Genomic DNA, 13,772 nt, shown 5'->3' with positions numbered 1-13,772 from the left:
GTGGCCGGTGCGGTGCACGCGTTCCACTCGTGCGGTGATGGCGGAGATCAACCGATCCCGCGCGAACGCCAACTGTTGTGCCTGTGCCAAACACGCTGCCGGAGAGTCCGGCAACCCCGCCAGGGCCAGCGCTGAGGCCGCATCCGCCAGCACTGCCACCAACTCATCCAGGCCGGTGGGGTCTGATGTGTCAGACGTGCGTGCCGATTCGGCTGAGTCGCTCGGCTCGGCTGATGTGTCTGCCTGCGGCTCCTGCCCGGTGCATGCCTGGTCGGGTGAGCCAGACTGCGGCGGGTCGTGTGGCGTTGAGTGATGCGGTGCGGAGTCTGACTGTGGTGGGTCGTTCGGCGCGGAATCGGGCGGTGCTGAGTCTGGTGGCTCGGAGTCTGGTGGCACGGAGTCCGGGGGGAAGTCCGGCCATGGATCGGTCAGGGGTGGTGAGCTCAACGCCGAGCTGCCGTCGGTCGACCATGACCGGGCCCGGTTTGTCAGCTGAGCCCACCACTGCGGGCCGCAGGGCAGTTCCCCGGCAGGCTCGTGGGCCGAGGAGGGTGCTGAGAAGGAGTGACGGCTCCCGCGAGGCTCGGCCACGGTGGCACTCCTTCCGCCCATCTGTATCGAACACCTGTATGGATAATCTCACACTGAGTAATCATTCCGCTACAGATATCGAACATGAATTCTAAGCTCGGAGCGAACGCCGGGCCTGCGTCCGAAGTAGGGCAGCCGGTTCGGCGGAGAGCTGATCCGCTGGGCCCGACGCGGCCGCGATCGCTGCGACGCGTGAATCCCAGTCACCGCGACGCGTGGATCCCGGTCAGCGGGTCGGACTGTCGCGGTCGCCGGGACGCAGGAAGATCGGCGGGGCGGGTGAACCCCGATCGCGGCGGCGCGTGGATCCCGGTCAGCGGGCCGGACGAGGCTGCGATCGCCGGGACGCATGAAAAGCGCCGAGGTGTGTGAACCCCGGTTGCCGGAGCGTGCGAAAAGCGGCGGGGCGGGTGAACCCCGGCCGCCGAGGCAGTGAGCCTGCGGCGGGCCGGGGACGCGGTCGATTCGTATCGCTTCGATCAGGCGCCGGGGAACCGGCCGATCCAGTAACGCGTGCGGTCGAGGTAGGCCGACTCGGATGCGGCGCCCGTCGTGCCGTACGCACCCTGGAACGTCTCGTAGCCGAAGCCCGCGGGCGGGTTCGAGCTGGCGGGCTCGATCACCGAGCCCTCGTGCCACTCGTTGAACGAGGTGACCGACACCCACGAAGGCGACGTGGCGATGGCGTTGTTCCACTCCGTGTCGTACGTCGAACCGTTGGCCCGGCCGAGGGTCGGGGTGGTGTTGCCGGGGTTGGCCCGGTCGTCGATGTAGCCGGGAGCCACGGAGGGCGCCCACACGAGCCCGTTGGCCTTGCAGTACGCGGCGGCGTTCTGCCAGCCGGGGGCGGTCGCCCCGGCGATGCCGTCGTAGGTGTACATGCCGCCGAAGTGGGCGACCTTCGAGGTGTCGGTGGTCTGCGCGAGCACGATGCTGGACGCCCTGACCTGGTCGAGCGCGGTCCAGTCGGCGATTCTGAGGCTTTCGAACACGTAGAACGCCGGCCGGTTGCCGTGCCCGGCGTCGCGGTAGAACGCGGGGCTGGCGCCGTACCTGGCGTTGATGTAGTTGATGTCGGCGACCGTCGAGGCGGCGGTGCGGCCCGTGTACGGCTCGAGATGCCAGGCGACCTTGACGCCGTTCTGGGCGGCGACGCTCAGCACGCCCGCGGCGAGCTGGTCCTCATACGACCCCTGGCCCCACCAGCTGTAGACGATGACGCCCGCACCGGACTGCCTGACCCACGCCATCTGCTGACTCACCACGCGCGTGAGGTCGCCGGAGTCGTAGGCGCCCAGCTTGGGATAGAGGTTCGCGCCGATGTCGCCGGGCGGGTTGTGGCCGCCCTGCTGCCAGTGGCGGTAGCCGCCGTTGACGGCGGGGCTGCCGTACCACGGGTAGTAGAACAGGTGCACGTTGGGCGAGAGCCCGGAGGGCTGCTGCGGCCCCGAGTTGTACGCGTTGAACTCGGCGATCGACCACCACCAGCTCGTGCTGCCGGTCTGCACGACCCTGATGTATCGGGCCGAGCGCGCCGTGAAGGACACGCTGACGAGCGGCGCGGTTCCGGTTCCTGATGCCACCGCGGCGCCCCAGTCGGCGCCGTCGGACGACAGGAAGACCTGGTAGCCGCGGGCGTAGTCGGTGGTGCTGCCGGCCGAGTCCATGGTGATCTGGTCGATGGTCTGCGACGCGTGCATGTCGATCGTGACCGACTGGCCACTCGTCATCGGCACTCCGGTCGACCATCGGGTCGAGGAGTCGCCGTCGAGCATCCTCGCGGGGACGTCGCCGCCACCGGTGGCCGACGCGGTGGCCGTCCATCCGGTGCGCGGCAGGGCCGCGGCCAGCGCGGCTGACGGTACGGCGATGAGCGCGGCGGCGACGAGAGACACGGCCGTCAGCACGCCGAGGAGACACCTTCGCAACAGAGGCTCCGTTCAGGGGTGGGGGGTCACAGGCCCGCCGTTCCGGGTGCCGGAGGACGGGACGGCGGGCATCGCCGAGTGCCACGCCGCACGGGAGCGGGCCTTGCCGACGAGGGCGTCTCCCGGTGGGGCAGGGTGCGCGTGGTCAGGTGCCGTGACCTGGCGCGCCGGTTGCGAGGTGATGGCCGATCGATCACACCCGCGCAGGCACGACTGTAATTCTGACCGCTCCGTAAGTCCACAAGTAAAGCGAAATTTCAGGACATGCTCGACTTGGTCGCCGCCGCCGCCGTTGCGCCGGCGTCACCGCTGGGCCGCTGCCGCCGCTGTGTCGGGGCCGCCGTACGCGCCGGTCATGGCAGGCGCGTACGGTCAGCCCTTGTCCGCGCCCTCGTTGGCGCCGCGCACGAAGTAGCGCTGGAACACGACGAAGATGACCGCCACGGGAATGGTGGCCATCAGGGCCGCGCCGAGCTTGAGCGGATACTGCGTGCCCTTGCCGAGTGACCCGGTGACCAGGTCGGCGAGCCCGCGCGGCAGGGTGAACAGCTCTGGGCTCTGCACCGCCACCAGGGTGTGCGGGAACTCGTTCCACGTGCCCTGGAAGGAGATGATCGTCAGGGTGATCAGGGCGGGACGGGCCATCGGCAGGACGACCGACCAGAACGTGCGGAAGACCCCGGCGCCGTCGATGCGCGCGGCCTCCTCCACGCTCACCGGGATCGACTCGAAGAACTGTTTCATGATGAACACGCCGGCTGCGTCCACGATCACCGGCAGGATCAGCGCGGTGTAGCTGTCGTAGAGCCCGAGCTGGTTCAGCACGAGGAACTTCGGGATGAACAGCACCACACCGGGGACGGCCATCACCGCGATGATCGCGGAGAACAGCGCCCGCCTTCCGCGGAAGCGCAGCCGGGCGAGCGCGTATCCCGCCATGGAGTCGAGCAGGACCCTGCCGAGCGTGACGATGACGGTGACCAGCAGCGAGTTGCCGAGCCAGAGGGGCAGGTCGGTGTTGAGGAAGGCCTTCTCGTAGCCGCCCGTGGAGAACGGGTCGGGGAACGGCGACAGCGGATTGGCGGCCGCGTCCGGCTCGGTCTTGAGGGAGTTGCCGATCTGGATGACGAACGGATACAGGAAGACGAGCGCGAAGAAGATCAGGATGCAGTAGCCGGTGAAGACGGACACCAGCGAACGTGCCGCCGCCGACCCGCCGCCGGGTCCCTTGCCCGCGCTCTTGACCGTCGCCATCTCAGGACCTTCCCGTCCGGGCCGATGCCCGGCCCGATGCGTGTGCGGGACGGCGGCGTCGTGAGCCGCCGTCGCGTTCCCGCATGACCCAGCGTTGGACCAGCGTCATCACCACGATGATCGAGAAGAGGACGAACGAGATCGCCGTGCCCGAGCCGTACTCGAAGCTGCGGAACGCGGTCTGGTACGAGAGGAACGCCGGGGTCAGCGTGGTCTTCGACGGGTTGCCCTGGCTCATCACGTAGATCTGGTCGAAAACCTGCCAGGTCGAGATCAGCCCGAGCGTGAGCACGAGGAAGAGTGTCGGCTTGAGCATCGGCAGGGTCACATACCGGAAGCGCTGCCAGCGGCCGGCGCCGTCGAGCATGCTCGCCTCCTCCAGCGTCACCGGGATGTCCTGCAGAGCCGCCAGGAACATCAGCATGAAAGTGCCGGACGTGGTCCATACGACGAGCATGATGATCGTGGTCATCGCCACGCTGGGACCGGACAGCCACTCCCACCACGACAACCCGAACGGCCCGCCGCCGGTGAGGGCCGCGGGGGGAGCCGACGGGTCGACGAGGCCGACGGCGCCGAGCAGCAGGTGCAGCGTGCCGCGGGAGTCGGAGAACCAGTCCGGGCCGTCGATTCCGAACACGCCGAGCAGGCTGGTCACCGCGCCCGAGTTGGCGAATATGAACAGGAAGACGACGCTGATCGCCACCGAGCTGGTCACCGAGGGGAAGAAGAACGCCGCGCGGAAGAACGTCTTGCCCTTCAGCATCCGGCTGTTCACGATCACGGCCAGGCCGAGGGCGAGCACCGTCTGCGCCGGCACGACGATCGCCACGTAGTAGATGTTGTTGCGGATGCTCGTCATGAAGTCCTGGCGGGCCAGGCCGTCCTCGGTGAACAGCCGGGTGTAGTTGCCGGTTCCGACGAAGGGCACGCCGCTCCGGAACGGGCTGCCCTGGCCGTTCCAGTCGGTGAGGCTCACCCACAGCGCCATCAGGATCGGCAGCAGCATGAACAGGCCGAGAATGATCACGACGGGCGCGACGAACAGCCAGCCCGCGAGGTTGTCCCGCAGGGCGGTCGAGCCGCGGAACCGGCCGCGGCTTGCGGGGATCGTGGTGCCGGCCACTCCCGCCTCCTTCCGGTCGGTACGGCCCGGCCCCGCCGTGAGGCGGGAGCCGGGACGTCCAGGGTCTGCTCGGGTCGGGGGAGGGTCAGCCGATGGCGGCCTGGGTGTTCTTCTGGACCCGCTCAAGCAGGGCCTTGGGGTCCGTCGAGGACAGCTGCTGGATGCCGCTGTCGAAGTCGGCCAGCACGCTGTCCATCTTGGGCGCGTTGACCGGGCCCTGGGCGTAGTCGACGCCGTTCACGAACGGGGCGTCGTTCGGGAACTCCTTGACGTAGGCGTCCTTGGCCGACTGCCGGGACGGCATGACGCCGAACGCCTTGGCGAAGGCCATCTGCTGGTCGGCCGAGGTCATGGCCTCGACGAAGCTGATCGCCTGCTGCTTGTACTTGCTCTTGGCCGCGATGCCCCAGCAGTTGGTGAACGACAGCGTGCCCTTGCCCTTGGGGCCGGCGGGCAGTTCGTGGACCGTGTACTTCACGTCGGGGAAGTCGGCCTGGAGGGCGCCCTTGATCCAGTTGCCCTCGATGGTCATCGCGGCCTTGCCCTTGCCGAAGGCCTCTCCGCCCCAGCCCGCGTCGAGCGCCTTGGGGTAGGCGGCCAGCTTGTCCTTCAGCAGCGACTGGACGTAGTCGAGTGCGGCGAGGTTCTGCGGGGTGTCGGCGGTGGCCTGCTTGCCGTCGGGGCTGGTGATCCAGCCGCCCGCCTCGACCATGAACGCGCCGACCCGGTCCCGGGTGTCCCCGATCGTGATCGGCGTGACGTCGACGGCCTTGAGCTTCTTGGCGACCGCGGTCAGCTGGTCCCAGGTGGTCGGCACGTCGGCGTCGGTGAGCTTGGCCTTGGACCACAGGTCCTGGTTGATGACCAGCGCGAGGGTCGAGAAGTCCTTCGGCGCGCAGTAGAACGTCCCGTCGTGGGTGAAGGCCGTGCGCAGGTTCGGATAGAAGTCGTCCGGGTTGGAGATCTTGTCGCCGTACGGCTCGAGCGCCCCGACGCTCACGTAGTCGGCGAAGCGTGAGGCGTCCACGTAGAAGACGTCGGGCGGGTTGTCCCCGGCGAAGGCCTGGCCGAGCTGCTGGGTGAGGTCCTGCGCGGGGGTGACCGTCGCAGAGGCGCCGTTCGCGGAGGCCCACTTCGCCGCGGCGTCCTTGACGGCGGCGGTCTCGGCGTCGCCGGAGGAGCCGATGAGGATCTGCAGGTTCGCGGGGCCGCTGGTCTGCTGGGTCGGCCCGGCGGCCGGGTCGTCGAATCCGCTTCCGCAGGCCGCCGACGTGAGCACGACGGCGCATGCGGCGGCGCCGAGCGCCGCGTTCCTGATGGTCCTGTTCCTGGAGACGCTGCTGTGCTTCATCGCGCTTTCCTGATCTTTCTCGGGAGGTGGGGACAGTTGCTGATGAATCACGCCGATCACGCCGACTGCCGGATGACCAGCGAAGGCTCGAGCAGCACGTGGGCCGGGGACGCGGCCGACGCGCGTGCGGTCTCCGTCCCTTCCAGGATGCGCGCGAGCAATGTGACGCAGTTCGCCGCGGCCTCCTTGAGCGGCTGGCTGAGGCTGGTCAGCCCCACCGCCTTCGCCACGGGCGTGTCGTCGAAGCCGATCACCGCGATGGGCAGGTCGGGCCGGGTGTCCTCTTCTCGCCAGGCGAGTCCGGGGGAGCGCGCGGCGTGGAGCGCCCCCACCGCGAGCGAGTCGCTCACGCAGACGAGTGCGGTGACTCCGGGGTCGGAGTCGATGAGGTCGCGGGCCGCGGCCTCGCCGTCGGCGACCGCGTCGCTCGTCGCCCGGCTCAGCCCGGTGGGGTCGACCCCGGCCCCGGCGAGCGCGCGGACCCAGCCCGCACGCCGGTCGTCGCCGACGCCGGAGCCCGCGGGCCAGCCGAGGAAGCCGATGTGGGTGTGCCCCGCGTCCAGCAGGTGGCGGGTGGCCGCCGCGGTGCCCGCGGATCCGTCGACGTCGACCCAGGGATGACGCGTTGTGGCCTCCTCTCCCCAGGGGCGGCCGAAGGTGACGAACGGCACGCCCTTGTCGAGCAGCCACGAGGCGCGGGGGTCCCGGTGGTGGGTGCCGGTCAGCACGAAGCCGTCGGGCTCGTACGCGCCGAGCAGGTCCTCGAAGGTCGCCACCTCGGAGCGGTCGTCGTCGGCCGTGTAGAGCAGCACCCGGTAGCCCGCCCGGGCCGCGGAGTCGGTGAGCCCGTGCAGGAACCGGTCGAGGACCGACCCGTTGATTCCGTCGCGGTCGGGGTCGATCCGGATGGCGATCAGCTGGGAGCGGCCGGTCCGCATCTGACGGGCCGCCCGGTTCACGCGGTAGCCGAGTTCGCCGACCACGTCGAGCACGCGCCGCCTGGTCTCCTCGCGGACGACGTCAGGGGTGTTCAGCACGTTGGACACCGTCTGGCGCGACACGCCCGCCACCCGAGCGACGTCGGCGATCGTCACCTTGTCGGCCATAACGTGCCTTTCCGTGGGTTTGAACGTTCAAGACGAATTAAGGCATGATTGGATCGTTCAAGTAAAGGAAGTGTTTCGCAATGTGCACCTCCGGCGGGATTCTGTCAAGGCCAGACCTTCGTGGAATCAGGGCCGGTGACTCGACAGGGGGCCCCTTCGTTGTTCGCTCTCCCCACTCATCGCGGCACTCACGGCGGCGTTCGAAACTGCATCGGTGACGGCGTTGTCGGTGGTCCGGCCGCATGACCACCTCTGAACTCGCCCCTGGAGCGGCACCCGAGTCGGCCGACGACCTCACCGCCCCGCCGTACCGGCTCCAGCCGTTGCTCCACGACCTCGTCAGCACCGTCATGGCGCCAACCAGTGCGCTGAGCGGGCCCGACGGGCAGATCCGCGCCGCCGGAGTGCAGGGCCTGTTCCACGCGGACAGCCGTGCCCTGTCGCAGGTGAGGCTCCTGGTCGACGGCGTGGAACCCGAGGCCGTCTCATACGCGCCCGCGGGCCCGGGCCGCACCCGCTTCGTGTCGCTGGCCCGCCACCTCGGCGACCGCCATCCCGACCCGACCGTACGGCTGGACCGCGTCAGGGAGGTCGGCCCGTCGGGCATGACCGAGACCGTGGAGATCGCCTCCACGGCGTCCGCCGACGTGAGCGCCACCGTGACCATCGAGCTGAGCTGCGACTTCGCCCCCATCGAGGTGGTCAAGTCCGGCGGCGTCGCGGAGCCGTCCGCCGCCGCGGCCGCGGGGCCCGGCGGGCTGAGCTGGCGGTCGGGCGCGATCCGCGTCGCGGTGACGGGGGAGGGCGCCGAGGCGGATCCGGGCGAACCCGGTTCCCCGGTCGCCGGTGACGGAGAGCCGGACGGCGCCGCCCGGCTGAGCTGGCACGTGACGCTCGCCCCGCGCACCCGGGTGATCCTCCGCTGGAGCGTGACGATCGACGATCCCGCCGCGGTCGTGGTCGCCCCCGCCGCGCGCGCCGAGTGGAGCGCGCCGGAGGTCGTCGCGGACGATCGGCGCCTGACCCGGCTGCTCCAGCAGTCGCTGGACGACCTGCGGTCGTTGCGGCTGACCGAGGCGGGAGCGCCCGACGACGTGTTCCTCGGAGCGGGCGTGCCCTGGTTCCTGACGCTCTTCGGCCGCGACAGCCTCTGGGCGGCCAGGATGATGCTCCCGCTCGGCACGCGGCTCGCCGGAGGCACGCTCCGCGTGCTCGCCCGGCGCCAGGGCGTGCGGCTCGACCCGGGATCGGGCGAGGCGCCCGGCAAGATCATGCATGAGCTCCGGCGGCACGAGTTCGCCGTGGAGGGCAACAACCTGAGGCTGCCCGCCGCCTACTACGGCACCATCGACGCGACGCCGTTGTGGATCAGCCTCCTGCACGACGCCTGGCGCTGGGGCCTGCCCGAGCACGAGGTCGCGGCGCTGCTGCCGAACCTGGAGGCCGCGCTGGGATGGCTCGGCGATCACGCCGACCCCGACGGGGACGGATTCGTCGAGTACATCGACGGCAGTGAGCGCGGCCTGGCCAACCAGGGCTGGAAGGACTCCGGCGACGCCGTGCGCTTCCACGACGGCACCCGGGCGGAGCCGCCGATCGCCCTGGCGGAGGTGCAGGGCTACGCCTACGAGGCCGCCCGGCACGCCGCCGCGCTGCTGGAGGCCTTCGGCCGGCCGGGGGCGTCCCGCTGGCGCGACCACGCGGCCGCCATGGCCGAGCGGTTCCGGGCCCGGTTCTGGGTGGAGGGACCGCAGGGACGGTTCCCCGCGCTCGCGCTCGACCGGGACAAGCGGCCGGTCGACTCGCTCACCAGCAACATCGGCCATCTGCTCGGCACCGGGATCCTGTCGGCCGCCGAGGAGGCCGAGGTCGCCGACCTGCTGGCCTCGCCCGCGATGGCCGAGGGCTTCGGGCTGCGCACGATGTCGTCGGGAGACGGCGGGTTCAGCGCGCTGTCCTACCACTGCGGCTCGATCTGGCCGCACGACACCGCCATCGTCATCGCCGGGCTGGCCCGGGCGGGCCACGGGGCGCAGGCGGCCTCGCTCGCCGAGGGGCTGCTGGCCGCGGGCGAGTCCTTCGGATACCGGTTGCCCGAGCTGTACGCGGGCGACGCCCGTGAGGTGGTGGGCCGGCCCGTGCCGTACCCCGCGGCCTGCCGGCCGCAGGCGTGGTCGGCCGCGGCCGCGGTCACGATCGCGCACGTGGCGCTCGGCCTCTACCCCGACGTCCCCGAGGGGCGGGTGACGCTGCGGCCGCTCCCCGGGGCGCCGTTCGGAGCGGTGTCCGTCCAGGGACTCCAGGTGGCCGGCGCCGAGGTCCGCGTCAGCGTGGGCGCCGACGGGCGTGCCGGCATCACCGGCCTGCCCTCGGGCATGTCCGTCGCCGGGGAGGACTGAGCGCCCGTAGGGTGCTCGTCATGACGATCACCGAACGGCTCGGGGCCGAGAAATACGTCTCCGTCGCGACCTTCCGCCGGAACGGGACCGCCGTCGCCACGCCCATCTGGGTGGTGCGCGACGGCGACGCCCTGGCGGTCTGGACGGGCACGCGCACGGGCAAGGTCAAGCGCGTCCGCAACAACCCGGAGGTGACGGTCACGGGGTGCGATGTCCGGGGAAGGGTGAACGGAGAGCCGGCGGCCGGGCGCGCGGAGGTGATGTCCGCCGCTGACACCGAGCGGGTGCGAGGCCTGATCATCAGGAAGTACGGACTGATCGGGTGGCTGACGGTCAAGGGAAGCAAGATCCGCCGTGGCCGCGAAGGGACCGTCGGCATCCGGATCATCATGACGGAGGGTTGACGTCCCGCGTGCTTGTCCCGCCCGGTATCCGGTGAGAACGTCAGGAGGCGGCATTTCCTGAAGGGAATCCTGACATGACCGAACTGAGGCAGTTGCCGTTCGACCGCGGCGACGCGCTGGAGATCTCGCCGGCCTTCGGCGAACTGCGTGCGGAGCACCCCGTCGCCAAGGTGCGCACGAGAACGGGCGACGAGGCCTGGCTGGTCACGGGATACGACGAGATCCGGCAGGTCTTCGCCGATGATCGTTTCGTCCGGTCGCACCCCACGCCGGAGTCGGCTCCCCGCCTGTCCAAGAGCGTTCTGCTCGGTGGTCCCAACGGCGACTACGCGGGTGAGGCCGCCGCCCATCAGGGCATGCGCCGCCTGCTGGCTCCGGCCTTCTCCGCCCGGCGCATGCGGAGCCTGTCCGACCGGATCACCCTGCTCGTCGGTGAGCTTCTGGACCGGATGGAGGAGAAGGGCCCTCCGCTCGACCTGCACGAGGAGTTCTCCGTCCCGCTGCCCATCCAGGTGATCTGCGAGCTGCTGGGCGTGCCCTACGCGGACAGGGATCTGTTCCGCTCGCTCGCCGACGCGATGTCCTCCCTCGAGGACGCCGAGAGCGCCGCCGCGGCCCAGGCCGAGATGCGGGCGTATTCCTACTCCATCGTGCAGGCCAAGCGCGACGACCCCGCGGAGGACGTCTACTCCGACCTCGCCGCGGCGGACCTGCCCGAGGATGAGATCGCCCGGATGGCCGGGGGCCTGCTGTTCGCCGGCCACGAGACGACGGTCAACCAGATCGACTACGGCGTGCTGCTGTTCCTGCGCAACCCGGCCCAGCGCGACGCGCTGCTGCGCGACCCCTCCCTGGTCCCGGCCGCGGTCGAGGAGATCATGCGGGTCGCCGCGCCCAGTGAGCACGGCATCCTCCGGTACGCCCGGGAGGACGCGGAGATCGGCGGCGTCACGATCCGCGCGGGCGACGCGCTGATGCTCGCGACCATCGCGGCCAACCGGGACGAGCGGGCCTTCCCCGAGCCCGACCGGTTCGACATCGGCCGCGACGGCACCGAGCCGCACGTCGGATTCGGTTACGCCATCCATTACTGCCTGGGCGCGAGTCTCGCCCGGGTGGAGCTTGAGGCCGTGTTCGGCTCGCTCTTCCAGCGCTTCCCCGCGCTGCGCCTGGCGGTGCCGTACGAGCGGCTCTCGGTTCGCGCCGACCGCATCACGGGAGGGTTCGTCGAGGTGCCGGTGGCCTGGTGAGCGGGTGGTGGGCGCCCAGCGGGCGAGCCCTCAAGATCCACACCGAAGATCGAATGCATGTTTGAATAGTGTGCGTACACTGGCCTCATGACGGACACGTTCCAGGGAACTCTCCTCGGCTGGTCCGAGGAGACCGGTCTCGGTCTCCTCGGATCGACGGTCCGGCGCACGGTCCTCGACCACGGGGCGTGGGTGGACGTCCGGCCCGGCTGGGTGACCGGGGCCGACGCCCTGTTCGAGCGGCTCCTCGAGCGCGTGCCCTGGCGCGCGGAGCGCCGGCACATGTACGACCGGGTGGTCGACGTCCCGCGGCTGCTGAAGTTCTACGGCGAGGGCGAGCCCCTGCCCGACCCGGTGCTCGACGAGGCGAGAGACGCCCTCGACGCCCACTACGCCCGGGAGCTGGGCGAGCCCTTCCGCACCGCGGGCCTGTGCCTGTACCGCGACGGCCGCGACAGCGTGGCCTGGCACGGGGACACCATCGGGCGCGGGAGCTCCGAGGACACGATGGTGGCCATCGTCTCGGTGGGCACCCCGCGCGCCCTGCTGCTGCGCCCGCGTGGCGGCGGCCCCACGCTGCGCCACGAGCTGGGCCACGGCGACCTCCTGGTGATGGGCGGCAGTTGTCAGCGCGCGTGGGAGCACGCCGTCCCCAAGACCGCCCGCCCGACCGGGCCGCGGATCAGCGTCCAGTTCCGCCCTCGCGGCGTTCGCTGATCCGCGCTCTCCGCGGTCCTCTGGGATCCATGCCTTCGATGTCCGCTTTCCGGACCGCCGTGTCGACGCGCGGGGTCATCTGGAATCGTTGTGCTGTCGTGGTCCCCTTGTCCGATTCCGGGGACCGTCGCATTTGAAGATCGGCCATATGAAGACCAGTCGCATGAAGACCAGTCGCATGAGACAGAGAGAAGGCTTCGGATGTCCCCGTTGAACTACGCCGCCGCCCCCGGCCGCTACGAAGGCATGACCTACCGGCGGAGCGGCCGCAGCGGCGTCCTGTTGCCCGAGGTCTCCCTCGGGTTGTGGCACAACTTCGGCGACACCGCGAACCTGGACGTTCAGCGTGCCGTCCTGCGCCGTGCGTTCGATCTCGGGGTCACGCACATCGACCTCGCCAACAACTACGGCCCGCCTGCCGGGTCGGCGGAGGAGAACTTCGGGCGGATCCTGCATGCCGACCTGCTGCCCTACCGGGACGAGCTGTTCATCTCGACCAAGGCCGGCTACGACATGTGGGCCGGGCCGTACGGGGAGTGGGGGTCGCGCAAGTACATGATCGCCAGCCTCGACCAGTCCCTGAAGCGCATGGGCCTCGACTATGTGGACGTCTTCTACTCCCACCGCCCCGACCCCGAGACCCCGATCGAGGAGACGATGGGGGCGCTCGACCGCGCGGTCCGCTCCGGCAAGGCGCTGTACGCGGGCATCTCGAACTACTCCGCAGAGCAGACCGCCAAGGCGGCGGCCGTCCTGCGGGAGCTCGGCACCCCGCTGCTGATCCACCAGCCGGCCTACTCGATGCTGGACCGGTGGACGGAGCGGGACGGGCTCCTCGACACGCTGGAGGCGGCGGGCGCGGGGTGCATCGCCTACTCGCCGCTGGCTCAGGGCCTGCTGACCGGCCGGTATCTCGACGGGAACGTCCCCGAGGGCTCCCGGATGTCCCTCGGCCGCTTCCTCACGCGTGACCGGCTCACGTCCGAGTTGCTGGAGTCGCTCCGCGGCCTGAACAAGATCGCCGAGCGGCGGGGTCAGACGCTGGCCCAGCTGGCGCTTTCGTGGGTCCTGCGTGACCCCCGGATGACGTCGGTGCTCATCGGGGCGAGCAGCGTCACGCAGCTGGAGCAGAACGTCGCCGCTGTGGGCGCGCCGGCTCTGTCCGCCGAGGAGCTCGCCGAGATCGAGAACCTCCTCTAGGCGGTTCCCGCGGCGGGACCGCGGTTCGGTCCTGCGCCGGCCCGGGGGTTCGTCTCCGGGCCGGCGGCCTGCGGATGCGCCCGGGTCAGTGGTCGTCCCAGTGGCCCTGGTGGGCCGCGTGCCGGTGACCGTCGTGGACGTAGTCGAGGTGGTCGCCGTGCTGCACGGCCTCGTGACCGCAGCCCTCACCGTGCTGGTGGTCGTGCTGGTGTTCGACGTGTCCGGACGGTTCGCACTCGTCCCAGTGCCCGTTGTGCGACCGGTGCAGGTGGCCGTCGTGGGCGAAGTCGGTGTGGTCTCCGTGCTTGACGGCGGTGTGGCCGCACCCCGAGGAATGCTCGTGGGTATGCCCGGAATGCTCTAGATGTGCCGTGGAGTTCATGGCGGGGGACGTACCCCCGTCAACGGGAGTGTCGCCCACCGATCCCTAACCTTTGACCAGGCGA

The 13,772-nt window shown here is 70.4% G+C and carries 11 protein-coding genes; 5 read left to right on the top strand and 6 right to left on the bottom strand.

Going from position 1 to position 13,772, the window contains the following annotated elements; all coding sequences use genetic code 11:
* Positions 1-1,070: 1,070 nt before the first annotated feature.
* From Pka01_RS06430 to Pka01_RS06410, 5 genes are all read right to left on the bottom strand, one after another.
* Positions 1,071-2,498, bottom strand: a complete 1,428-nt coding sequence (locus tag Pka01_RS06430) for a discoidin domain-containing protein (protein ID WP_203881653.1) — start codon at positions 2,496-2,498, stop codon at positions 1,071-1,073.
* Positions 2,499-2,891: 393 nt separating this feature from the next.
* Positions 2,892-3,773, bottom strand: a complete 882-nt coding sequence (locus Pka01_RS06425; RefSeq protein WP_203881652.1) for a carbohydrate ABC transporter permease — start codon at positions 3,771-3,773, stop codon at positions 2,892-2,894.
* Position 3,774: 1 nt separating this feature from the next.
* Positions 3,775-4,899, bottom strand: coding sequence for a carbohydrate ABC transporter permease (locus Pka01_RS06420; RefSeq protein ID WP_239114774.1), 1,125 nt, complete (start codon positions 4,897-4,899; stop codon positions 3,775-3,777).
* Between the two features lie 85 nt (positions 4,900-4,984).
* Positions 4,985-6,250 (bottom strand): sugar ABC transporter substrate-binding protein, encoded by a 1,266-nt coding sequence (locus Pka01_RS06415; protein ID WP_203881651.1) that lies wholly within the window; start codon positions 6,248-6,250, stop codon positions 4,985-4,987.
* A 56-nt stretch (positions 6,251-6,306) separates the two neighbouring features.
* A complete protein-coding gene (locus Pka01_RS06410) occupies positions 6,307-7,356 on the bottom strand; it encodes a LacI family DNA-binding transcriptional regulator (RefSeq protein WP_203881650.1) in 1,050 nt (349 codons plus the stop codon).
* Between the two features lie 242 nt (positions 7,357-7,598).
* Here Pka01_RS06410 and Pka01_RS06405 point away from each other — a divergent pair, with 242 nt between their 5' ends.
* The 5 genes from Pka01_RS06405 to mgrA all read left to right on the top strand — a co-directional run bounded on the left by Pka01_RS06405 (position 7,599) and on the right by mgrA (position 13,326).
* Positions 7,599-9,755 carry an amylo-alpha-1,6-glucosidase gene (locus Pka01_RS06405; protein ID WP_203881649.1) on the top strand — a complete coding sequence of 719 codons (2,157 nt, stop codon included), beginning with the start codon at positions 7,599-7,601 and terminating at the stop codon, positions 9,753-9,755.
* Between the two features lie 20 nt (positions 9,756-9,775).
* Entirely contained in the window at positions 9,776-10,159 is a 384-nt protein-coding gene (locus Pka01_RS06400) for a PPOX class F420-dependent oxidoreductase (RefSeq protein ID WP_203881648.1), read from the top strand.
* A gap of 74 nt (positions 10,160-10,233) precedes the next feature.
* Positions 10,234-11,409 carry a cytochrome P450 gene (locus tag Pka01_RS06395; RefSeq protein ID WP_203881647.1) on the top strand — a complete coding sequence of 392 codons (1,176 nt, stop codon included), beginning with the start codon at positions 10,234-10,236 and terminating at the stop codon, positions 11,407-11,409.
* A gap of 87 nt (positions 11,410-11,496) precedes the next feature.
* Complete coding sequence (locus Pka01_RS06390; protein ID WP_203881646.1) at positions 11,497-12,126, top strand: alpha-ketoglutarate-dependent dioxygenase AlkB; 630 nt, start codon at positions 11,497-11,499, stop codon at positions 12,124-12,126.
* 210 nt (positions 12,127-12,336) lie between these two features.
* Complete coding sequence (gene mgrA / locus Pka01_RS06385; RefSeq protein WP_203881682.1) at positions 12,337-13,326, top strand: L-glyceraldehyde 3-phosphate reductase; 990 nt, start codon at positions 12,337-12,339, stop codon at positions 13,324-13,326.
* 85 nt (positions 13,327-13,411) lie between these two features.
* Here mgrA and Pka01_RS06380 read toward each other — a convergent pair whose 3' ends face one another.
* Positions 13,412-13,708 carry a threonine dehydratase gene (locus Pka01_RS06380; RefSeq protein WP_203881645.1) on the bottom strand — a complete coding sequence of 99 codons (297 nt, stop codon included), beginning with the start codon at positions 13,706-13,708 and terminating at the stop codon, positions 13,412-13,414.
* Positions 13,709-13,772 lie beyond the last annotated feature (64 nt).

Origin of the sequence: Planotetraspora kaengkrachanensis (assembly GCF_016862895.1) — a bacterium.
Taxonomy (GTDB): domain Bacteria; phylum Actinomycetota; class Actinomycetes; order Streptosporangiales; family Streptosporangiaceae; genus Planotetraspora; species Planotetraspora kaengkrachanensis.
This window is presented reverse-complemented; position numbering and strand designations above follow the sequence as displayed.